This window comes from Halolactibacillus miurensis (genome assembly GCF_900116255.1).
GTDB classification, from domain to species: domain Bacteria; phylum Bacillota; class Bacilli; order Bacillales; family Amphibacillaceae; genus Halolactibacillus; species Halolactibacillus miurensis.
Window position 1 is genome coordinate 69,390 of record NZ_FPAI01000004.1, and the last position, 21,021, is coordinate 90,410.

The window sequence follows — 21,021 nt, forward strand, 5'->3', positions numbered from 1 at the left end:
TTGGAGGCGTCTTATGTACAATCGTGAATGTATCATCTATTTATATGAAGAAATAGGGATTGGTAGGAGAAAGCTGTACCGACTTATTCAATTAAATCATGATGTCCTAATAGAAGCGATTATAAATCAACACCCATCAGTTTTATCGGTCTTAACAACGAAACAGTGTCAGCACATGACCAATCAAATCAAAAATGGATTCAAGACATTTATGAAACAATTATCAAATCGAACATGTAAAACATGGACCATACTCGATCAAGACTATCCGCACGTGTTTCGGACCATCCCAGATCCTCCTGTTGTTTTGTACGGGTTAGGGAAAGAACGTTTACTCCGTCATGTGAACCGAATAAGTGTCATCGGTTCGCGTAAACCAACGATTCATACAGAAAGAAGAATGCAGCAGTTACTCTTGCCGATTGTAAAAGACTTTGTGATTGTTTCAGGACTAGCGAAAGGCATTGATGGGTTTGCCCATCAATTGGCCGTTGATGCGGGTGGAAAAACAATTGCGATTATTGGCAGTGGATTTTCGTACCCATATCCTTATGAAAATCGGGCGTTGTTTCACGAATTAGCGACCCATCATTTAATTTTATCGGAATATCCACCAGAAACAAAACCGGCGCGATTTCATTTTCCAGAGCGTAATCGTCTCATCAGTGCCCTAGGATTTGGTACATTAATCATCGAAGCAAGGCAAAAAAGTGGCACGATGATCACGGCTGACCAAGCGCTAGAACAGGGGCGCATCGTGATGGCTTTGCCGGGTGATATTCTTAATCCGAATACAGTAGGGTGTCACACCTTAATCCAACAAGGGGCAAAATTGGTACAAAATACCCAAGATATTGTTGAAGAATGGCTTGAGAATAAGCTTAACTGGGAAATTATTAATCAAAATTCTAAGCGATAAAGAGAGAAATCCGGCCTTTTTTTCATTCTTCATTTGACAAATGCTAATCTTCTATTTAATAATAGTGGAGATTTCACAGATATTTTTAAGCATGAAAAACGAAACCTCTTGGAGGGGAAGAAATGGCAGATTATTTAGTAATAGTAGAGTCGCCGGCGAAGGCGAAAACAATTGAACGATATTTAGGTCGTAAATACAAAGTAAAAGCCTCAATGGGACACGTGATTGACTTACCAAAGTCTCAAATGGGTGTTGATTATGACAACGATTATAAACCAAAATATATTACCATCCGAGGCAAAGGACCGGTATTAAAAGAATTGAAAACAGCCGCAAAAAAAGCAAAAAAAGTTTACCTCGCAGCTGACCCCGACCGCGAAGGGGAAGCGATTGCTTGGCATTTAGCCCATGCCTTAAATATTGATGAAGATTCAGAGTGTCGCGTCGTCTTTAATGAGATTACAAAAGATGCGATCAAAGAATCATTTAAGCAACCGCGCTCGATTAATATGAATCTAGTAGATGCCCAGCAAGGACGTCGTATTCTTGACCGTCTGGTCGGCTATAATATTAGTCCATTACTATGGAAGAAAGTTAAAAAAGGCTTAAGTGCGGGTCGTGTTCAATCGGTCGCTGTTAAAATGATTATTGACCGTGAGAATGAGATTAAAAACTTTGAACCGGAAGAATATTGGTCGATTGATGCGAAGTTTAAAAAGGATGACGAACTATTTGATGGCCAATTTTATCGAGTGGATAATAAAAAAGTAGCGTTATCAACAAAAGATGATGTCGATCAAATTTTAGAGAAAATACCATCAAAAGATTTTGACATTGAGTCAGTGAAAAAACGTGAACGTAAGCGGAACCCGTCACTACCGTTCACGACGTCTTCGTTACAACAAGAAGCGGCGCGTAAATTAAACTTCCGAGCGCGTAAAACGATGATGCTAGCCCAACAGCTTTACGAAGGTATTGATTTAGGTAAAAAAGATGGTGGGATTACAGGTTTAATTACGTACATGCGTACAGATTCAACCCGACTGTCTGAAACAGCTCGTAATGAGGGACAGCAATATATTAAAGAGCAGTACGGTGAAAAATTCTTAGGTGCTGATCGAAAATCTAAAAGTAAACAAAAAACCCAAGATGCTCACGAAGCGGTTCGTCCGACAAGTGCTTTCCGGACGCCGGCCTCGTTAAAATCTGTGCTCTCTCGTGATCAATATCGCTTATATAAGCTTATATGGGAACGATTTACGGCGAGTCTTATGGCGCCAGCTATAATGGATACTGTTACGGTGACATTAAATCAAAACGGTGTGCAATTTAGAGCAAATGGCTCTCAAATTAAATTTAAAGGGTTTATGGAAGTATATGTAGAAGGTAATGACGACAATCAAAAAGATGAAGATCGCTTATTGCCAGAACTTGAAGAGGGGATGACCGTTAAAGCTGATAAAATCATCCCGAATCAACACTTCACGCAACCACCACCGCGGTATACAGAAGCGCGTTTAGTGAAAACGATGGAGGAAAAAGGTATTGGCCGACCGTCAACCTATGCCCCGACGTTAGATACGATTCAAAAACGAGGGTATGTGAGTCTTGATAATAAACGCTTTGTCCCAACGGAACTTGGTGGCATAGTGATGGATCTTATTGTTGAGTTTTTCCCTGAAGTCATTGATATTGATTTTACGGCTCAAATGGAACATGACCTTGACCGAATTGAAGACGGCGATATTAAATGGGTCAATCTCATTGATGATTTCTATCAAGGTTTTGAGAAACGCTTAACGAAAGCGGAAGCTGAGATGGAGAAAATCGAAATAAAAGATGAACCAGCTGGTGAAACGTGTGAAAAATGCGGATCGGAAATGGTGTACAAAATGGGTCGTTATGGTAAATTCATGGCTTGTTCAAACTTCCCTGAATGTCGTAACACGAAACCAATTTTAAAAGAGATTGGCGTCGCATGTCCGAAATGTAAGAAAGGTCAAATAGTCGAACGGAAGTCTAAGAAGAAGCGAACATTTTACGGATGTGATCAATATCCTGAGTGTGACTTCTTATCATGGGATAAGCCGATTGAACGGCCATGTCCAAAATGTAGTGAGATGTTAGTTGAAAAGAAAGTGAAAAAAGGCACGCAAATACAATGTTCAAGTTGTGATTATAAAGAAGAACAACAATCTTAAACGGTACTAGGGTACGCCTTCGGGCGTACTCTTTTTTGATTGTATCTGAAATCTAAACAGCAAACGGTCGTCAGTAAAGTCACAATCGTTTTAATTGATGCATTTGTGAGAAAATTCATTGACAATTATTTTAAACAACTATATAATTATCCGTTGGTAAGTAAATATACTTGACATAATGTCGCGGATCCAACAGTGAACGCGAAGTAACGACAAAATGTTAGACGATTCAGATTGTTAGAGCAATTCGGTAAATTAGTTGCTAAATGATGAAGAATATGGTACGTTTGATTTAATCGGTTGACTAGGAGGATATTTTTAATGCAAGCATTTTCAATGTATAAAAATCAGTTTAAAATGTATTTGCAAATCGAAAAAAATGCCTCTTATTATACGATAAAGGAATACTTACATGATATTGATCAATTTTTCTTGTTTATGCAGAAGGAACAAATCAATGAAATGAATGAAGTAGATGACGCATGTGTACGTCTTTTTTTAATGGATTTATACGAACAATCGCTTTCTCGTCGAAGTGTATCAAGAAAGTTATCGACGTTAAGAACTTTTTTTAAATTCATGGAGAGAGAACATTATGTATCAGATAATCCTTTTATGGGCACCCGATTACCGAAACAAGATAAAAAATTACCTGAATTTTTATATCAAGAAGAGCTTTCAAAGTTATTCGAAGTAAGTGACTTAACCGATCCATTAGGTCAAAGAGATCAAGCTCTGTTAGAGTTGTTATACGCGACAGGTATGCGTGTAAGTGAATGCCAAGGCTTGATGTTAAAAGATGTTGATTGCTCACTTAATATCGTCAAAGTCTTAGGAAAGGGCAACAAAGAGCGATACATTCCTATCGGTTCCTATGCTGAAGTTGCGCTTACTCGGTATATTAATGATGGTAGACAGACATTACAACAAAATAATGAGACAGAAGCACTTTTTTTAAATGCGAGGGGAAAATCGCTGACCACTAGAGGGATGCGATTGATATTAAATAAATTAACAGAAAAAGCCGCGTTGACGGTTCACGTACACCCCCATATGATCAGACATTCGTTTGCGACACATTTATTGAATGAAGGCGCAGACTTACGGAGTGTACAGGAATTATTAGGACATGCGCATCTTTCTTCTACACAGCTTTACACACATGTAACGAAAGATCGATTAAAAGATGTCTATGATCATAGTCATCCGCGGGCAAAGAAGAAGTAAATGAGGTGAAAGAATGCCAGAACAATTTCATGCGACGACTATTTTTGCTGTGCGCCATGAAGGCAAATGTGCGATGAGTGGTGATGGACAGGTGACAATGGGAAATGCTGTTGTCATGAAACATAAAGCAAAGAAAGTGAGACGTTTATTTGGAGGGAAAGTACTTGCAGGTTTTGCAGGTTCTGTCGCCGATGCGTTTACATTATTTGAGAAGTTTGAAGTCTATTTAGAAAAATTCGATGGTAATTTAACCCGTGCCTCGGTTGAATTGGCGAAAGAGTGGCGCAGTGATAAAGCGCTTAGACAATTAGAGGCGATGTTGATTGTTATGAACAAAGACACCATGCTACTCGTTTCAGGTACAGGGGAAGTGATTGAACCAGATGATGACATACTAGCCATTGGATCTGGTGGCAATTATGCTCTTGCAAGCGGACGTAGTTTGAAGCGATATGCTAAAGATTTAACCGCAAGAGAAATCGCTCAACATGCTTTAACGATCGCTGGAGAGATTTGTGTTTATACAAACGATCAAATAGTCATTGAAGAATTAGTGTAGTAAAGAGGTGACAAAATGAAAAAAGAATACACACCAAAAGAGATTGTGAAAGAACTTGATCATTATATTATTGGTCAACGTCAAGCGAAACGTTCTGTTGCGATTGCACTTAGAAATCGCTATCGACGCATGCAACTAGCGGATGACTTAATCGATGAAGTGGTACCTAAAAACATTTTAATGATTGGGCCAACGGGTGTAGGTAAAACAGAAATCGCCAGACGTTTAGCAAAACTTGTAGGGGCACCCTTTATCAAAGTGGAAGCAACAAAATTTACTGAGGTAGGTTATGTCGGGCGTGATGTTGAATCAATGATTCGTGATTTGGTTGAGTCAGCTATTCGATTAGAGAAAGAAGAGCGGACATTGCTCGTACAAGACGAAGCAGAAGCGCTTGCTAATGAGCGGTTATTAGATTATTTAGCCCCAAGTGGTAAAAGAGGACAGAACGCAATTAAAAATCCATTTGAAATGTTCTTTAATCAACCTTCCAATCCGGAAGAAGACGATGAACCAACAGAAGATAAAAAGCAAAAACATGATCAGATGAAACGACAATTAGCTTTAGGTGAATTAGAAGATCATCTGATTACTATTGAAGTGGAAGAACAACTGCCGGGTATGTTTGATACTGGGAATAATCAAGGAATAGAACAGATGCAAGATATGTTATCAAACATGATGCCGAAAAAAATGAAAAAACGCAAATTATCCGTAAAAGAAGCGCGAGAAGTGTTAAAGCAAGAAGAAGCACTAAAGCTTATTGATTTGGATGACGTTTACCAAACGGCGTGTGATCGTGTAGAGAATACGGGTATTGTGTTTATTGATGAAATTGACAAAGTGGCGGGTCAATCTTCACGTGATGCGAACGTTTCGCGTGAAGGAGTACAACGGGATATCTTACCGATCATTGAAGGATCTACTGTCATCACAAAGTATGGCCCGGTAAAGACAGATCATATTTTATTTATTGCAGCGGGTGCCTTCCATATGTCAAAACCATCAGATCTAATCCCTGAGTTACAAGGCCGATTCCCTGTTCGAGTAGAACTTGAAAAACTGACGGTGGATGACTTCGTTAAAATTTTAACAGAACCTTCAAATGCGTTGCTTAAACAATACCAAGCGTTATTAAAAACGGAAGAAGTAACGGTGACGTTTTCTGATGAGGCAATTAGACGCATCGCTGAAGTTGCTTTTCATGTGAATCAAGAAACCGATAATATCGGCGCGCGACGTCTGCATACGATATTAGAAAGACTACTAGAAGATTTATCATTTGAAGCAGATGCGATGGCTATGGTCGAGATTGAAATTACACCACAATATGTCGATGATAAGTTAGAAAAAATAGCAAAAGACAAAGATTTAAGCCAATATATTTTATAATAATGGAGGATAACTATGGAATTATTACTACGCGCAAGAAAAATTAATTCAATATTACAAGGGACAACGGGAAAGTCGGTTAACTTTAATGATGTAGCATCGACACTTCAAGATATTATGAGTGCGAATATCTTCGTCGTCAGTCGTAAAGGGAAGTTGCTTGGCTTCTCAATTAATCAACAAATTGAAAATCCGCGAATGAAAGCTATGTTAGAAGAACGTCAATTCCCGTTAGAATATACGGAAAGTTTATTTAATATTAAAGAGACCACATCAAATATGGATATAAATAGCCCATATACAGCTTTCCCTGTGGAAAATAAAGATTTATTTAAAGATGGCTTAACGACGATTGTACCGATTATTGGTGGCGGGGACCGATTAGGAACATTGATTCTAAGCCGCTTAAATACTGATTTTAATAATGATGATTTACTTTTAGCTGAATACGGTGCAACCGTTGTTGGTATGGAAATCTTGCATGAAAAGTCAGAAGAAATCGAACAAGAAGCACGGTCAAAAGCTGTTGTTCAAATGGCCATTAGCTCATTGTCTTATAGTGAGTTAGAAGCGATTGAACATATCTTTGCTGAACTTGATGGTAAAGAAGGTCTTTTAGTTGCAAGTAAAATAGCTGATCGTGTGGGTATTACCCGTTCAGTGATTGTGAATGCTTTGCGTAAATTAGAATCAGCAGGTGTGATTGAATCACGCTCTCTTGGTATGAAAGGGACTTACATTAAAGTCTTAAATGACAAGTTCCTTGTTGAACTGCAAAAATTAAAATCGTCTCAAAATTAAAGTGATTAAAAGTATGTCATTAAAAGTCAACATCGATCTCACGTATCGATGTTGACTTTTTAGTTTGAGGTATTTTATTGGTAGCATAAACGTCGAACTGTCGCCGTCTTATACTCAACTTAATAAAATTTCAGTCTAAAGATATAGGAGATTAAACTCATTCACTCATCCAGCCGTAACAAATATAAGAATGGGAGGAACAAATAGTAAATTACAAATCCTGATATTGACTATTTTTCTTAGGATTTAGCCTTTTGAAGAAAAATAATGCTAATGAGAAATAAAAATGATATAATATACCCATGTGTTAAGACGGTGTAAATCGCGTTGCTATAATAAGGAATTTCATGCTAATGTTTAGGTGGAATAATACTAAAAAATACTAAAACAAATCCATAAAAAGTAAGATTAAAACGTGATGAAATTCAGATTAAAAACACATGAGAAAAAAATAAAAACGCAATGGTTATATGGACTTAAATACATTTTTTTAGATAGGTAAAAATGCGTTCTATGCCCTTGTTCTGGAATCGCTATCAAACATAGACAATCCCAATCTTTTCATCTACAATGACAAGAGATTACTATCTATGTAACTATAAGGAGAGAATTAGAATGACGTTTTTTAGTCGAACTTTTGATTCGCTGCAACACGGTTTAGATTATGCCGCGCTCAATAACAAAACAATTGCTAATAATATCGCAAATGTAGATACGGCGAATTACAAAGCAAGAGAAGTAGCATTTAAATCAATATTAAACAATGAATTAACAGCTAACATGCAAACAAAAAGAACACATGACAAACATTTCAACTTTAATGAAGTAAACAGTCAATTTAATGTGACAACGAACAACAGCACATCGTATAACCATAATGGGAATAATGTCGATGTCGATAAGGAAATGTCGAATTTGGCTACAAATCAGATTTATTACAATGCCTTGATTGATCGAATGAATGGACAATTTAATAGCTTACAGTCGGTTATTAGAGGAGGAAGTTAAGGATGTCAGTATTTAATGGTATGAATATAAGTAGTTCAGCACTTACCGCCCAGAGACTAAGAATGGACACCGTTTCTGCAAATATTGCTAATGCTGACTCAACGAGGGCGAGAATGAATGAAGACGGAGAGTTTGAACCATATCGCCGTAAAATCGTGAACTTTCAGACAGACTCACCAAGTTTTAGGGATCAATTTTCCCGGATAAAAAGTGATGAGAATAAGAGTGTGAATGGTGTGAAAGTAGCAAGTATCACAGAAGATGATGCCCCGTTTGTTACTGTTTATAATCCAAATCATCCAGATGCAGATGAGGCTGGTTATGTACAAATGCCCAATGTCGATCCACTACAAGAAATGGTAGACTTAATGAGTGCCACGCGCTCTTATGAAGCAAACGTGACGGCGCTTAACGCGACAAAAGGCATGTTAATGAAAGCATTAGAAATTGGTAAGTAATTAAGGAGGTAAACTATGACGATTCAAACAAATTTCATCCAACCTATGACTCCTCCAACAATGAAAACGGACATGACAACTGAACCGAAGGCCAACAGTGCCTCATTTAAAAATGTGCTGACAGATGCTTTAAATGATGTGAATCAGTTACAACTAGATTCACAGGCTAAGACAGAACAACTCGTGAACGGACAAATTGATGACCTTCATGATGTGATGATTACAGCTCAAAAAGCTTCAGTCGGGCTGAATTTAGCTGTTGAAGTTCAGAGTAAAGTTATTACCGCTTATAATGAAATGATGCGAATGCAACTTTAATTTATAAGTGATTTTTATTGGTATGGAGGCGCAGAATGAAAGAGAAATTACAACAACTTAAAGAAACAATTGAAAACTTCTGGCGTCAACGTTCAACTAAACAAAAGGGATTGATGATTTCATCAGTTATCTTGTTTTTGATTATCGTTATTGGCGGAACCATCTTCTTTTCACGTACCCCAATGGTTCAGCTGTATTCAGACTTATCGCAAGAAGAGGCAGGACAAGTGAAAGTCGAACTCGATACACGCGGGATTGAACATGAAGTGCGTCATGGTGGAACCACGATTTATGTCCCAGAAGGACAAGCGGAAGGTTTGCTCGTCGAACTCGCAGCCCAAGGTATTCCGGACTCTGGTCAAATTGACTATGGGTTCTTTAGTGCGAACACGTCATGGGGTGTGACAGATAATGAGTTCGATATGATTAAACTCGATGCGATGCAATCTGAGTTAGGGAATTTATTGTCAGGGTTTTCAGGCATTGACCAAGCAAATGTGATGATTAACCTTCCGGAAGAATCCGTCTTTATTACGGAACAGACAGACTCAACATCCGTTGCTATTAATTTGAGCCTTGAGCCGGGGCATCAATTTAATAACGAACAAGTAAGGGCGCTTTATCATCTCGTTGAAAAAGCTGTTCCGAAACTTACTACTGATAATATCGTCATAATGGATCAATACTTTAATTATTATAACTTAGATAATGATAATATTAATTCTACGTCAGATGTGTTTGCGCAACAACAATCGATCAAAAAAGAAATTGAGCGTGACTTGCAACAGCGCGTGCAACAAATGTTATCCGTCATGATTGGACCAGAAAAAGTCATCGCAACGGTGACGGCTGACTTAGATTTCACGCAAGAAAATCGGGTTGAACAGCTCGTTGAACCCGTTGACGAAGAAGCAATGGAAGGTATTCCGGTTAGCTTAGAGACGATTCGTGAATCGTATGAAGGCGAAGGTGCGCTTGACGAGGCAGCTGCTGGTACAGGTGAAGAGGATGTAACTGAATATCCTGTTGGTGATGGAAGTGGTGTTGGTGAATATGAGCTAGAGCAAGATACCATCAATTATGAATTCAATCGTATTCAACGCGAAATTAGCGAAAGTCCTTATCGTTTGAGAGATTTAGGTATTCAAGTCGCTGTTGATAATACAAAAGCAACGACGGATGAAGAAGGAAATTTTGAACTGTTAACTGTAGAGGAACAACAACAGGTACAAGCAAGCGTTCAATCCATCCTCGATTCAATTATTACGACATCTATTGATGGTAATATCACGGATATAAACCCTGCAGAAAAAACATCCATCGTTTTCCAAACGTTTAACGGTATTTCAAGAGAGACAAATGAAGGAGGCTTTAACTTGCCTATGTGGGCTTATGTGGCGATTGGTGTCGTATTATTAGCGCTTATAGGAGTTATTGTCATCTTAATTATAAGAAAGCCTAAACAAACGACCGTTACAGGAGAAGGCATGTACATGTCTGAAGAAACAAGAACGACAGAAATACCGGAGATTGAAGAGCCAGAAGATACTGAAAGCTCTATTAAACGTAAGCAATTAGAGAAAATGGCGACTGAGAAACCGGATGATTTTGCGAAATTACTCCGCAGCTGGATTTCTGAGGATTAGGGGGAGTCTAAATGGCAAAACAACAAGAGTTAACAGGTAGACAAAAAGCAGCAATCCTTCTTATCTCACTTGGACCAGATGTGTCTGCTCAAGTCTATAAACATTTAACAGAAGAAGAAATTGAAAAACTCACACTTGAAATATCAGGAGTGAAAAAAGTTGATAATAATCAAAAAGAAGACGTCCTAGAGCAATTCCACCAAATTGCTCTCGCGCAAGATTATATTGCACAAGGTGGTATAGCTTACGCTAAAACGGTATTAGAAAAAGCGATAGGAGCGGAACAAGCACAAGCCGTCATTAGTCGACTAACGTCTTCGCTACAAGTAAAGCCGTTTGATTTCGCGCGCAAAACGGATCCGAATCAAATTCTAAACTTTATTCAAGGGGAACATCCGCAAACGATTGCACTTGTTTTATCGTACTTGGATAATGAACAAGCCGGTCAGATTCTCTCTGAGTTACCGCAAGAGATGCAAGCGGATATCGCAAAGCGTATTGCACTAATGGATTCAACCTCACCCGAAATCATTTATGAGGTGGAACGTATTTTAGAACAGAAACTCTCATCAACGGTAACACAAGATTATACCCAAACGGGTGGTATACAGGCAGTTGTCGAAGTGTTGAACGGGGTCGATCGTTCGACTGAGCGGACAATTCTCGATGCGCTAGAAATTCAAGATCCTGAACTGGCTGAAGAAATCAAAAAGCGGATGTTTGTCTTTGAAGATATTGTTACGCTTGATAACCGAGCCATTCAACGTGTCATTCGAGAAGTTGAGAATGATGACTTACGTCTTGCGCTGAAGGTCGCTAGTGAAGAAGTGCAAGAAGTCGTCTTTAGTAACATGTCTTCACGTATGGCGGAAACATTTAAAGAAGAAATGGAATTTATGGGACCTGTTCGTCTAAAAGATGTAGAGGAAGCCCAGACGCGTATTGTTGCATCGATTCGTCGACTAGAAGAAGTGGGTGAGATTGTGATTGCACGTGGTGGAGGAGATGATATCATTGTCTGATTTTAAACCGCTTAAACCTCGCGAAATTAAATTGAAACCGATTCAGTTTAAAGTCGAAGATACAGCCTCTGCTAATCACATAATCGAAGAAGATGAGTCGCTCTCAGAAATTGAACAATTAGAACAACAAAAAGCACATTTAAACGATGAAGTAGCACAGTTGAACCAAGCGCTAGTAAACGTACAACAACAAATAGAACAAGAGAAACAACAGGCGCAACAAGACATCGAACAAGCTAAAACTAACTGGGAAGCTGAAAAGGAAGCGTTGATTGAATCGGCTCAGAATGACGGCTATCAAGCTGGTTATGAAGCGGGTGAGGCACAAGCGATGTCGGACTTTTCATCACGTATTGAAAAAGCCAATGAAATTATTCATCAAGCGGAACAAGAACGAGAAATCATCATTGATAAAGCCCATACCGATATAGTAGAACTGTCTATGTTCGTGGCGAAAAAAGTCGTATTTGATTCAGTGATGTCAAAAGACGCACTCTTACCAATCGTAAAAGAAGCTATTAAAGCGTATCACGATCAAACAATTATCCGTATTCGAGTGAGCATTCATGATTTTGATTTGATCCATTCTCAAACAGATGAACTATCTCGCGTGTTAACTCGCGGCGTTATGTTATCTGTTTTACCTGACGATAAGTTGCCAACAGGTGGTTGTGTCATTGAGACACCTAGTGGCCAGTTAGATGTGAGTGTTGATCGACAATTAGAAAAAATTCATGAGGCATTAACGGAAACGATGGAGGAGATGCAACGTGGATATTAATCAACTTGTTGATACTATCGATGCTACTGAGACTTATACCCATTTTGGCAAGGTCAAACGTGTGGTTGGTTTGATGATTGAATCAACAGGACCTGAAGTGAAAATGGGGGAAGTGTGTTACATTCATACATCAAAGTATGACAAAATCATGGCAGAGGTCGTTGGTTTTCATGATGATGTTGTGGTGTTAATGCCATACACTGAGATAAACGATATAGGGCCAGGTAGTTTAGTTGAAGCGACGCGTAAACCTTTAACGGTTAAAGTGGGACAAAGACTCGTCGGTAAAGTGATCAATGCTGTTGGCTTACCTTTAGATGGTTCAGAACTCCCGCTAGGACTACTGACGATGAATACAGAACAATCACCGCCTAATCCGTTAAAACGTCCACGTATCTTAGAACCTATTGAGATTGGCGTTAAAACGATTGATACGTTGCTTACAGTTGGAAAAGGACAACGCGTCGGTATTTTTGCGGGAAGTGGTGTCGGTAAAAGTACGTTACTTGGTATGATTGCCCGAAATAGTGAGGCTGACATTAACGTCATTGCACTTATTGGCGAACGTGGGCGTGAAGTGAGAGAGTTTATAGAAAAGGACTTAGGTCCAGAAGGATTAAAAAAATCAGTCGTTATCGTTGCCACATCCGATCAACCCGCTTTGATGCGGATTAAAGGTGCTTATACCGCCACGTCTATTGCTGAATATTTTAGAGATCGTGGTTATAATGTCAATCTCATGATGGACTCCGTCACCCGTGTCGCGATGGCGCAACGGGAAGTAGGCTTAGCAACTGGCGAACCACCAACAACGAAAGGTTATCCACCTTCTGTTTTTGCGATATTACCGAAGTTGTTAGAGCGAACAGGAACGAGTGACTTAGGGACCATTACAGCTTTTTATACTGTGCTCGTTGATGGTGATGACTTAAATGATCCAATCGCTGATACAACGCGAGGTATTTTAGACGGTCACTTTGTCTTAGATCGAAAATTAGCTGAACGTGGACAATATCCAGCCTTAAACGTTTTAAAATCTATCAGTCGGGTGATGCCACAAATTACAACCGAAAAAGAACAAAAACTTGCGAATGAATTACGTAGTTACCTAGCGAGCTATGAAGAAAACTATGAGCTCATTCAAATCGGTGCTTATAAGCGCGGCTCTAATCCACAAGTCGACCGAGCTATTCAACTGCATCCGAAAATTATCACGTTCTTAAAACAAGGTATTGAAGATAATTGTCATCGAGATGTGGCTTTTGATCAGGTGGAATCCTTACTATATGGAGGGTAAAATCAGATGACCAATATCCAAGCATTCGAAAAAATATTACATCACCAAGAAAATTTAAAAAACGAAGCCCAGCTAGAGTACACATCAGCCGTTAGTGAATTTGAAACGGTTGCTGAAGAGTTATATCAATTACTAAAACAAAAAGAGACGATTGAAGATAAATATCAACAAGCGCTTCATACGTCAGGTTCAGTGACGTCATTAATGACCCATCATACATACTTGCAGCAATTAAAAAAGCGGATACGACACGTTGAAACAACGGTTAATGAGAAACGGTCCATTATGGAAGGCAAGCGATTATTATTAACAGATCAACATGTTGAAGTGAAGAAGTATGAAAAAATTATTGATCACAAGTGGGAACTGATTAAAACGAAAGAAAAAGAGACGGAAAGTAAAATGTTAGATGAGGCATCCATCAGACAATATTATAATCATGGGGATCGGTGAAAATATGGCGAAGAAACAAAAAGAAAAAAAGAAAAAAAGTTGGCTAAGTTATTTACTTTTAGCTATTATTCCGCTCGTATTATCTGTCACGATTATTTATATTGTTTTGTCACTTTTAGGCATGGAGCCAGTCAAAAATACTAAAATCTTTCTCAATCGTGTGCCTGGGATTGAAAAGTTGATTACGACAGAAGAAGAATCAAATATCGATGCGATGGAAGCAGAATATTTAGCTCAAATTGGTGATTATCAATCACAAATTAATCGTTTAATGATGGAGTCATCAGAAAAAGATGACGAAATTGAAGCACTTGAACAAGATATTGTCGATTTAAATAATCAATTAGCCGAATATCAATCAGAAATCGTCAGTCAAAATGAGCAACAAGCACGGATAGAAGACATGGTATCGACTTATTCAGATATGGAACCTGAGAGTGCTGCGCGTATTCTTTCTGAAACGTCGACAACAATTGCGGTTGATATTTTAAAAGGCGTACCATCAGAAGAACGTAGTGAGATTCTTTCATTTATGGAAGCAGAAAAAGCTGCTGAATTAACAGAATTGTTATATCAGTAACATGACGAGCTTCTATTGAAAGGGGGTGAAATAATGAATACGATGGACATGTTATTTAATCAACCGGCTATTTTAGCGTCTAAACCTGCAAGTCATTTAGGTAATTCCATCAACAATAGAGATGCACAAGCCTTTAAAAAGACGTTGGACCAATCGAGTCTAAATATGATTGATTCTACTAATGACGCATCGTCGAACATTCGAATGATTGTTAATAATCTATCTCATACAAATGATACGATGTCTTTAGAATCAATGATGCAAGATCTAAATATAGATGCTGGTTTTTCTGTGTCATCCTTATTATCAATGTTAAAAGATGCGGCGGATTTAAGTGAAAAAGATATCACATCTTTACTAGAAAAACTAGAGGTGCTAGGTCTTGAGACAGAATCACTTATGGAGACACTCAATATAGACATAGACAATCTTAGTCAAGAAGATATGTGGCAATTGAGTACCTTAATTCAATTACAGCCTGTGTTAGAACAAATACTGCCTATGTTGAAGGAATTAAATACGGATCAATTATCAAGTAAAGATTGGCTCAAGCTACTTGATCAGTTCACTGGTTTACCTAACGATATGAAGCAAGTGTTATCTAGTAAACTTTTAACAGAAGAAAATCAAACACTATTAAAAGATATGCTAGCTAAATTCCAATCGCGCATGGCATTAAGTGAAAAGGGATATGTCACTCATGGTAAAGTCACGACCGATGACATAACGAAATGGTTAGCTCAAGCACTCGATCGTCAATCTGGTAAGTCACAATCGACATTTGGAGAAGCTTTTGCCACATCAAAAGGTACCCAGCCTTTAGAACAATTAACGATTCATTTAAGTCAATCAGCCTCAACTAATCAACAAACGTTAAATCAAGAGTTGATGGATCAATTTGAAGCTGTCTTACAAAAGATGCAAGTTGGCAAAAATCTCTTAGGCCAGCAACAGATTAAGCTTCAACTAAACCCGAACAACTTAGGTCAGATTACCGTTGAGATGATGGAGATTGATGGTGAAATGTTTGTTAAACTGATAGCTACGTCAGAAATGGCAAAAGAAGCGTTAGAAGCGAATATGAAAGAATTGCGTCACATGTTCTCGCCACATCAAGTGATCGTGGAACAAGAAGAGCAAGCGGGTATCGCACATGCATCTGAATTACTGGATTATCAAGAACAAGATGAACAAGCAAGTAATCAAGAGGAACCCATCATTTATATTGAAGAAGACGAGGAAGCCGAATTAAGTTTTAGTGAGATACTCAGTCAGGAAGGAGTTTACCAGTGAAAATAGATTCTTCGTATTACTTAAGCAATCAACCAAAACGAGAACCAAGTAGTGACCTGGGTAAAGAAGAGTTTTTACAACTATTAATGGCACAAATTAGAAATCAAGATCCACTTGATCCCATGGATGATAAAGAATTCATCGCACAAATGACGACCTTCTCTTCACTTGAACAAATGATGAATATGAATAATTCTATTCAACAATTGGTTCACAATCAAACGGTATCACCGGTTATTCAATATAGCCATATGATAGGAAAAGAAGTGAGTTATTATAAACTGGATGAAGAATCTGGTGAAATCATTGAACCAAAAGAGATTATCACAAGTCAAGTGAAAGCCATTTCTGAAAAAGAAGGATTTGCGGTGATTGAACTTGAAAATAATCAAAAAATTTATACCGATGAAGTGTTAAGAATATCGACACAAAACACATCAGAATAGGAGGGTCTTATGGGGATTAATATTCATCCACTACCTAAACAGGCCATGTTGCCCTCATCCAAACCGAAAACATCGACACAGAAACCTGTGCAGGCGTTTCAATCGATCCTTGAACAAAAACAATCGACACTTACGTTAACAAAACATGCAGAACAACGTATGGTTGAGCGCAACATTGTTATGAATGAATCAAAGTGGCATTCAATAGCCGAACAAGTTGAAAAAGCAAAGGCTAAAGGTATTACAGATTCACTTGTGTTAACCGATGAAGCGGCACTAGTAGTCAGTGCCAAAAATCAAACGGTCATTACGATGATGAACCGAGAAGAAGCAACAGAGAAAATTTTCACTAATATAAATGGAACTATCATAATTGATTAATGCTGGACCCAGATTGGGAGGCATGTGTATCTACTGACTGATTGATGTAGATACAAGAAGGAGGAACTTAGATGTTAAGATCAATGTACTCAGGTATCGCAGGTATGCGTGGATTTCAAACACAACTCGATGTCGTAGGTAACAATATCGCAAACGTAAATACAACAGGCTATAAAAAAGCGCGGACAACTTTCCAAGATATGATGAGTCAAACAACCTCAGGAGCATCAGAACCAACCAATGTTCGTGGGGGGATTAATGCGATTCAAGTAGGACTGGGATCGCAAATGGGATCTATTGATAACATCCATACCCAAGGTAATCGTCAAACGACAAATCGTGTATTAGACTTAGCTCTTGAAGGTGATGGGATGTTTATATTTGCATCAAATGTCGATGCACCTGAGGATTCAGCTACCTTAAATACCGCCATTGATATTACCGATGTTAATTTAGAGTATTCACGAGCGGGAAATATGTACTTAGATCAAAACGGCTATATCGTCAATGCAAATGGACAATATCTCGTAGGTGATAATCCAGCTGGAGGAAACGCTGGTATTATTCGTATTCCAGAAAACGCGGCGAGTTTTAGTATTCAGGGTAATGGGACGGTGAACTATATTGATGGAGAAGGTCAAACTCAAGTAGCTGGCCAAATACTTCTGGCTAAGTTTTCTAATCCAGGGGGATTAGAAAAGATTGGTGGCAACATGTATCGGTCTTCTGTCAATGATGGCATGGTGAGTAATGATGTCGAAGGTTATCCGGATTTAATTGTGCCGGAATCAGATGGAACAGCGGCTATTGTTTCTGGTGCATTAGAAATGTCTAATGTAGATTTAGCACAGGAGTTCACAGATATGATCACCGCTCAACGTGGTTTCCAGGCGAATACACGTATTATTACAACGTCTGATGAGATCTTACAAGAACTTGTCAATCTAAAACGATAGGAGGTAGGAGTAAGCCTTTTTAAGGCTTACTCCCAACTTAAATTATGATTACATTGACCAATTTTAAAGGAAGTACGTTTACATTAAATGCGATGTATATTGAAAAGGTTGAGGCTTTACCGGATACGACGATTACGCTTGTGAATGGTAAGAAATATTTTGTTAGAGAAACTGAAGCCGAGGTAAGTCAATTATCACAAACCTTCTATAAAAATATCGGCATGTTTCCTTGGCATCAGCAGGTAGGTGAAACAAATGGCAAGTAAAGTATTTAAAAATATTATCATCGGCCTCGTTTTAGTTTCTATTTTAGGTATGGCGGCGATTATTTACATACTGATGAATCAAGATGATCCTAATCGCGAGTTGACGATTGATGAACAAATCCAGTATTCATACACGACAGAATCAATCAATATTGATTTAGCTGATAATCGTTATGCACAACTTCAATTTAATATCATTACGAATAATGAAGATGCTAAAGAGGAAGTAGAAAAACGCATGTTTCAGTTTAAAAATATTTTAATTAAACAAACAGTAGATTTGGAGTCCAGTGCCTTACAAAGTGATTTATCTGGATTTGAAAATCGATTAAAAGATGAAGTCAATGTGTTAATGGAAGAAGGGGAAGTTACGGACATCTATCTTATTAATAAGATTGTTCAGTAATGACGACTCCGAACCGGAGGTGAGTTTATGGCAGATGAGGTTTTATCCCAAAATGAGATAGATGCTTTACTATCCGCACTATCCTCAGGGGAAATGGATGCCAATCAATTAAAAGAAGAAGAGAAAGAAAAGAAAGTAAAAAGTTATGACTTTAAACGCGCGCTGAGGTTTTCAAAAGATCAAGTGCGAAGTTTATCGAGAATCCATGAAAATTATGCCCGTATGTTGACGACTTATTTTTCAGCACAGTTACGAAACTATGTGCATATTTCTGTCGCTTCAGTTGATCAAATTCCATATGAAGAATTTATTCGATCCATTCCAACAATGACGGTCTTAAATATTTTCAGTATGGAGCCTCTCGAGGGCCGAATCATTTTCGAAATTAATCCAAACGTTGCCTATGCGATGTTGGACAGAATTTTAGGTGGTCGGGGAACAAGCTTAAATAAAATAGAGAACTTGACGGAGATTGAATCTACCATTATGTCAAATCTATTTGAAAAGTCACTAGACAACTTACAAGAAGCGTGGGCGAGTGTGATTGATATCGATCCCATGCTTGAAGAGTTTGAAGTGAACCCCCAATTCTTACAGCTTGTATCACCAAATGAAACGGTAATTGTTGTGTCATTAAATACGACGATAGGTGAGACGAGCGGGATGATTAATATTTGTATCCCACATGTGGTCTTGGAGCCGATTATCCCGCGGTTATCTGTTCATTATTGGATGCAGAATGAAGCCCAAAAAGAACGGAAACCTGGTGAGTATGAGAAATTAACAAAAAACATTTCATCAACGGTGCTTGAACTCAGTGTGGTATTAGGTGAAACACGTATTACCATTGATGATTTACTTGAATTAGGTAAGGGCGATGTATTGAAGTTAAATCAATCGATTGAAGAGCCTTTAATCATGCAGTCAAGTGAGGAACCATTGTTTTATGTTCAGCCTGGTAGCCAAAAAAATAACGTCGCTGTGCAGGTGATTGATGAAATTAAAGGAGGGTCTTCCGATGATGAGTGATGGTATGTTATCACAAGACGAGATTGATGCTCTACTAAACGGAACATCAGATGAAGAAGAAACAGAAACAAACGACGTGACAAATGAGACACTAGAAAATACCGCAAATATTCTCTCAGATATTGAAATAGATGCATTAGGTGAAATTGGTAATATCTCTTTTGGTAGTTCAGCAACGACACTTGCGACATTATTAAATCAAAAAGTAGATATAACGACACCAGAGATCTCAATTGTTAAACGTAATCAGTTAGAACAAGAATTTCCGCATCCTCATGTCGGTGTTGAAGTCGAGTACACAGAAGGTTTTGAAGGGGATAATTTATTCGTCTTAAAATCAAGTGATGCGTCAATTATTGCAGACTTAATGCTAGGTGGTGATGGGTCTAATAGTGAAACTGAACTTAATGAAATCCATATGAGTGCCGTCCAGGAAGCAATGAATCAAATGATGGGAACAGCCGCCACGAGCATGTCAACGATGTTCTCAAAACGCATTGACATTTCTCCCCCTCAAACGGTGATGTTAGAAGTGGGGACAGAGGAAAGTGATAAATATATTCCGGATGATGAATTTATCATTAAAGTTTCATTCCAGTTAAAGATTGGGTCATTGATTGATTCGAAAATCATGCAGTTATTACCGCCATCTTTTGCGAAAGCAATGGTTGATGAGTTGTTAAATGGTCCAAAAGAAGAACCAAAACAAGTCGCGCCACCAGTGCAAGAGGCTCCTAATCAGGTATCGCAAGAGCCACAACAACAGACACAAACGCAAGTGAATATGAATCAGGCGCCGCAACAACAAATGTATCAACAGCCACCACGTCAGCCTAGAAATATGGGTGAACCGATGGCGAATCAACAAAACATCGAACAAGCAAGTTTCCAAGCGTTTGAACCGATCCAATTGCCGGAACATGAAAAGCGCAATTTAGATATGCTGTTAGATATTCCGCTACAAGTGACAGTAGAACTCGGTCGCACGAAACGAGCAGTTAAAGACATTTTAGATTTATCGACAGGCTCTATTTTAGAACTTGATAAACTCGCCGGTGAACCGGTTGATATTCATGTAAACAATAAGCTTATTGCACAAGGTGAAGTTGTCGTTATTGATGAGAACTTTGGTGTGAGAGTAACAGAAATTATTAGTCAAAGTGATCGACTAAAAAAACTAAGATAATAATGGAGACATTTTAGGAGGAAACAACCATGGCAAATACAGTATTAATCGTAGACGATGCAGCATTTATGAGAATGATGATTAAAGATATTTTATCTAAAAATGGCTTTGATGTCGTAGGGGAAGCTGAAAATGGACAAGTTGCTGTAGAAAAATATACTGAACTAACACCAGACCTTGTGACAATGGATATTACCATGCCAGAAAAAGACGGGATTCAAGCATTAAAAGAAATTAAAGCACACAATCCAAATGCGACTGTTATTATGTGCTCAGCAATGGGACAACAAGCAATGGTAATCGATGCTATTCAGGCGGGAGCGAAAGACTTTATTGTTAAGCCATTTCAAGCTGACCGTGTGTTAGAGGCCATCAATAAAGCATTAGGATAATATG

At 38.4% G+C, this 21,021-nt stretch carries 24 protein-coding genes; all 24 read left to right on the forward strand.

Annotation, left to right across the window (positions count from 1 at the left end; translation table 11 throughout):
* Window positions 1-13 precede the first annotated feature (13 nt).
* The 24 genes from dprA (at window position 14) to BM390_RS04135 (ending at window position 21,017) form a co-directional block, all read left to right on the forward strand.
* Entirely contained in the window at window positions 14-919 is a 906-nt protein-coding gene (dprA, locus tag BM390_RS04020; RefSeq protein ID WP_062319906.1) for a DNA-processing protein DprA, read from the forward strand.
* 122 nt (window positions 920-1,041) lie between these two features.
* A complete protein-coding gene (topA, locus tag BM390_RS04025; protein ID WP_089853011.1) occupies window positions 1,042-3,120 on the forward strand; it encodes a type I DNA topoisomerase in 2,079 nt (692 codons plus the stop codon).
* A 321-nt stretch (window positions 3,121-3,441) separates the two neighbouring features.
* Complete coding sequence (gene xerC / locus BM390_RS04030) at window positions 3,442-4,347, forward strand: tyrosine recombinase XerC (protein ID WP_089853014.1); 906 nt, start codon at window positions 3,442-3,444, stop codon at window positions 4,345-4,347.
* Window positions 4,348-4,360: 13 nt separating this feature from the next.
* Entirely contained in the window at window positions 4,361-4,906 is a 546-nt protein-coding gene (gene hslV / locus BM390_RS04035) for an ATP-dependent protease subunit HslV (protein WP_089853016.1), read from the forward strand.
* 15 nt (window positions 4,907-4,921) lie between these two features.
* Window positions 4,922-6,298, forward strand: coding sequence for an ATP-dependent protease ATPase subunit HslU (gene hslU, locus BM390_RS04040; protein ID WP_089853018.1), 1,377 nt, complete (start codon window positions 4,922-4,924; stop codon window positions 6,296-6,298).
* 15 nt (window positions 6,299-6,313) lie between these two features.
* Window positions 6,314-7,099: a GTP-sensing pleiotropic transcriptional regulator CodY gene (gene codY / locus BM390_RS04045; RefSeq protein ID WP_062319910.1), complete on the forward strand. Its 786-nt coding sequence runs from the start codon at window positions 6,314-6,316 to the stop codon at window positions 7,097-7,099.
* 615 nt (window positions 7,100-7,714) lie between these two features.
* Entirely contained in the window at window positions 7,715-8,107 is a 393-nt protein-coding gene (gene flgB / locus BM390_RS04050) for a flagellar basal body rod protein FlgB (protein ID WP_062319912.1), read from the forward strand.
* A 2-nt stretch (window positions 8,108-8,109) separates the two neighbouring features.
* The gene (flgC, locus tag BM390_RS04055; RefSeq protein WP_089853020.1) at window positions 8,110-8,565 is read left to right on the forward strand and encodes a flagellar basal body rod protein FlgC; all 456 of its coding nucleotides are present in this window, start codon (window positions 8,110-8,112) and stop codon (window positions 8,563-8,565) included.
* A 72-nt stretch (window positions 8,566-8,637) separates the two neighbouring features.
* Window positions 8,638-8,883: a flagellar hook-basal body complex protein FliE gene (fliE, locus tag BM390_RS04060; RefSeq protein ID WP_501037318.1), complete on the forward strand. Its 246-nt coding sequence runs from the start codon at window positions 8,638-8,640 to the stop codon at window positions 8,881-8,883.
* Window positions 8,884-8,918: 35 nt separating this feature from the next.
* On the forward strand, window positions 8,919-10,529 hold the full coding sequence (gene fliF, locus BM390_RS04065) for a flagellar basal-body MS-ring/collar protein FliF (RefSeq protein WP_062319917.1): 1,611 nt from the start codon (window positions 8,919-8,921) through the stop codon (window positions 10,527-10,529).
* Between the two features lie 11 nt (window positions 10,530-10,540).
* Entirely contained in the window at window positions 10,541-11,551 is a 1,011-nt protein-coding gene (fliG, locus tag BM390_RS04070) for a flagellar motor switch protein FliG (RefSeq protein WP_062319920.1), read from the forward strand.
* Window positions 11,544-12,332 carry a flagellar assembly protein FliH gene (gene fliH / locus BM390_RS04075; RefSeq protein ID WP_062319923.1) on the forward strand — a complete coding sequence of 263 codons (789 nt, stop codon included), beginning with the start codon at window positions 11,544-11,546 and terminating at the stop codon, window positions 12,330-12,332. Before fliG ends, fliH begins: the two co-directional genes overlap by 8 nt.
* Window positions 12,322-13,629, forward strand: coding sequence for a flagellar protein export ATPase FliI (gene fliI / locus BM390_RS04080; RefSeq protein WP_089853021.1), 1,308 nt, complete (start codon window positions 12,322-12,324; stop codon window positions 13,627-13,629). Before fliH ends, fliI begins: the two co-directional genes overlap by 11 nt.
* 6 nt (window positions 13,630-13,635) lie before the next feature.
* Window positions 13,636-14,082: a flagellar export protein FliJ gene (gene fliJ / locus BM390_RS04085; RefSeq protein ID WP_062319925.1), complete on the forward strand. Its 447-nt coding sequence runs from the start codon at window positions 13,636-13,638 to the stop codon at window positions 14,080-14,082.
* Window positions 14,083-14,086: 4 nt separating this feature from the next.
* Window positions 14,087-14,662 (forward strand): MotE family protein, encoded by a 576-nt coding sequence (locus BM390_RS04090; RefSeq protein WP_177220621.1) that lies wholly within the window; start codon window positions 14,087-14,089, stop codon window positions 14,660-14,662.
* A gap of 33 nt (window positions 14,663-14,695) precedes the next feature.
* The gene (locus tag BM390_RS04095; protein ID WP_089853023.1) at window positions 14,696-15,955 is read left to right on the forward strand and encodes a flagellar hook-length control protein FliK; all 1,260 of its coding nucleotides are present in this window, start codon (window positions 14,696-14,698) and stop codon (window positions 15,953-15,955) included.
* Window positions 15,952-16,401, forward strand: coding sequence for a flagellar hook assembly protein FlgD (gene flgD, locus BM390_RS04100; protein ID WP_062319933.1), 450 nt, complete (start codon window positions 15,952-15,954; stop codon window positions 16,399-16,401). Before BM390_RS04095 ends, flgD begins: the two co-directional genes overlap by 4 nt.
* 9 nt (window positions 16,402-16,410) lie before the next feature.
* Window positions 16,411-16,782, forward strand: a complete 372-nt coding sequence (locus tag BM390_RS04105; RefSeq protein WP_062319935.1) for a TIGR02530 family flagellar biosynthesis protein — start codon at window positions 16,411-16,413, stop codon at window positions 16,780-16,782.
* A gap of 71 nt (window positions 16,783-16,853) precedes the next feature.
* The gene (gene flgG, locus BM390_RS04110; protein WP_062319937.1) at window positions 16,854-17,738 is read left to right on the forward strand and encodes a flagellar basal body rod protein FlgG; all 885 of its coding nucleotides are present in this window, start codon (window positions 16,854-16,856) and stop codon (window positions 17,736-17,738) included.
* Between the two features lie 44 nt (window positions 17,739-17,782).
* Window positions 17,783-18,004 carry a flagellar FlbD family protein gene (locus BM390_RS04115; RefSeq protein WP_089853025.1) on the forward strand — a complete coding sequence of 74 codons (222 nt, stop codon included), beginning with the start codon at window positions 17,783-17,785 and terminating at the stop codon, window positions 18,002-18,004.
* Window positions 17,994-18,410, forward strand: coding sequence for a flagellar basal body-associated FliL family protein (locus BM390_RS04120; protein WP_089853028.1), 417 nt, complete (start codon window positions 17,994-17,996; stop codon window positions 18,408-18,410). The genes BM390_RS04115 and BM390_RS04120 overlap by 11 nt, the downstream gene beginning before the upstream one ends.
* A gap of 27 nt (window positions 18,411-18,437) precedes the next feature.
* On the forward strand, window positions 18,438-19,439 hold the full coding sequence (gene fliM, locus BM390_RS04125; RefSeq protein ID WP_089853030.1) for a flagellar motor switch protein FliM: 1,002 nt from the start codon (window positions 18,438-18,440) through the stop codon (window positions 19,437-19,439).
* Entirely contained in the window at window positions 19,429-20,625 is a 1,197-nt protein-coding gene (gene fliY, locus BM390_RS04130; protein WP_089853033.1) for a flagellar motor switch phosphatase FliY, read from the forward strand. Before fliM ends, fliY begins: the two co-directional genes overlap by 11 nt.
* Before the next feature lie 29 nt (window positions 20,626-20,654).
* The gene (locus tag BM390_RS04135; RefSeq protein ID WP_089853036.1) at window positions 20,655-21,017 is read left to right on the forward strand and encodes a response regulator; all 363 of its coding nucleotides are present in this window, start codon (window positions 20,655-20,657) and stop codon (window positions 21,015-21,017) included.
* The last annotated feature ends 4 nt before the right edge of the window (window positions 21,018-21,021 follow it).

Excerpts from the sequence above, each read along its gene's own strand:
- dprA (WP_062319906.1), top strand. The coding sequence starts at position 14 with ATGTACAATCGTGAATGTATCATCTATTTATATGAAGAAATAGGGATT.
- topA (WP_089853011.1), top strand. The coding sequence starts at position 1,042 with ATGGCAGATTATTTAGTAATAGTAGAGTCGCCGGCGAAGGCGAAAACA.
- xerC (WP_089853014.1), top strand. The coding sequence starts at position 3,442 with ATGCAAGCATTTTCAATGTATAAAAATCAGTTTAAAATGTATTTGCAA.
- hslV (WP_089853016.1), top strand. The coding sequence starts at position 4,361 with ATGCCAGAACAATTTCATGCGACGACTATTTTTGCTGTGCGCCATGAA.
- hslU (WP_089853018.1), top strand. The coding sequence starts at position 4,922 with ATGAAAAAAGAATACACACCAAAAGAGATTGTGAAAGAACTTGATCAT.
- codY (WP_062319910.1), top strand. The coding sequence starts at position 6,314 with ATGGAATTATTACTACGCGCAAGAAAAATTAATTCAATATTACAAGGG.
- flgB (WP_062319912.1), top strand. The coding sequence starts at position 7,715 with ATGACGTTTTTTAGTCGAACTTTTGATTCGCTGCAACACGGTTTAGAT.
- flgC (WP_089853020.1), top strand. The coding sequence starts at position 8,110 with ATGTCAGTATTTAATGGTATGAATATAAGTAGTTCAGCACTTACCGCC.
- fliE (WP_501037318.1), top strand. The coding sequence starts at position 8,638 with ATGACAACTGAACCGAAGGCCAACAGTGCCTCATTTAAAAATGTGCTG.
- fliF (WP_062319917.1), top strand. The coding sequence starts at position 8,919 with ATGAAAGAGAAATTACAACAACTTAAAGAAACAATTGAAAACTTCTGG.
- fliG (WP_062319920.1), top strand. The coding sequence starts at position 10,541 with ATGGCAAAACAACAAGAGTTAACAGGTAGACAAAAAGCAGCAATCCTT.
- fliJ (WP_062319925.1), top strand. The coding sequence starts at position 13,636 with ATGACCAATATCCAAGCATTCGAAAAAATATTACATCACCAAGAAAAT.
- BM390_RS04090 (WP_177220621.1), top strand. The coding sequence starts at position 14,087 with ATGGCGAAGAAACAAAAAGAAAAAAAGAAAAAAAGTTGGCTAAGTTAT.
- BM390_RS04095 (WP_089853023.1), top strand. The coding sequence starts at position 14,696 with ATGAATACGATGGACATGTTATTTAATCAACCGGCTATTTTAGCGTCT.
- BM390_RS04105 (WP_062319935.1), top strand. The coding sequence starts at position 16,411 with ATGGGGATTAATATTCATCCACTACCTAAACAGGCCATGTTGCCCTCA.
- flgG (WP_062319937.1), top strand. The coding sequence starts at position 16,854 with ATGTTAAGATCAATGTACTCAGGTATCGCAGGTATGCGTGGATTTCAA.
- BM390_RS04115 (WP_089853025.1), top strand. The coding sequence starts at position 17,783 with ATGATTACATTGACCAATTTTAAAGGAAGTACGTTTACATTAAATGCG.
- BM390_RS04120 (WP_089853028.1), top strand. The coding sequence starts at position 17,994 with ATGGCAAGTAAAGTATTTAAAAATATTATCATCGGCCTCGTTTTAGTT.
- fliM (WP_089853030.1), top strand. The coding sequence starts at position 18,438 with ATGGCAGATGAGGTTTTATCCCAAAATGAGATAGATGCTTTACTATCC.
- fliY (WP_089853033.1), top strand. The coding sequence starts at position 19,429 with ATGATGAGTGATGGTATGTTATCACAAGACGAGATTGATGCTCTACTA.
- BM390_RS04135 (WP_089853036.1), top strand. The coding sequence starts at position 20,655 with ATGGCAAATACAGTATTAATCGTAGACGATGCAGCATTTATGAGAATG.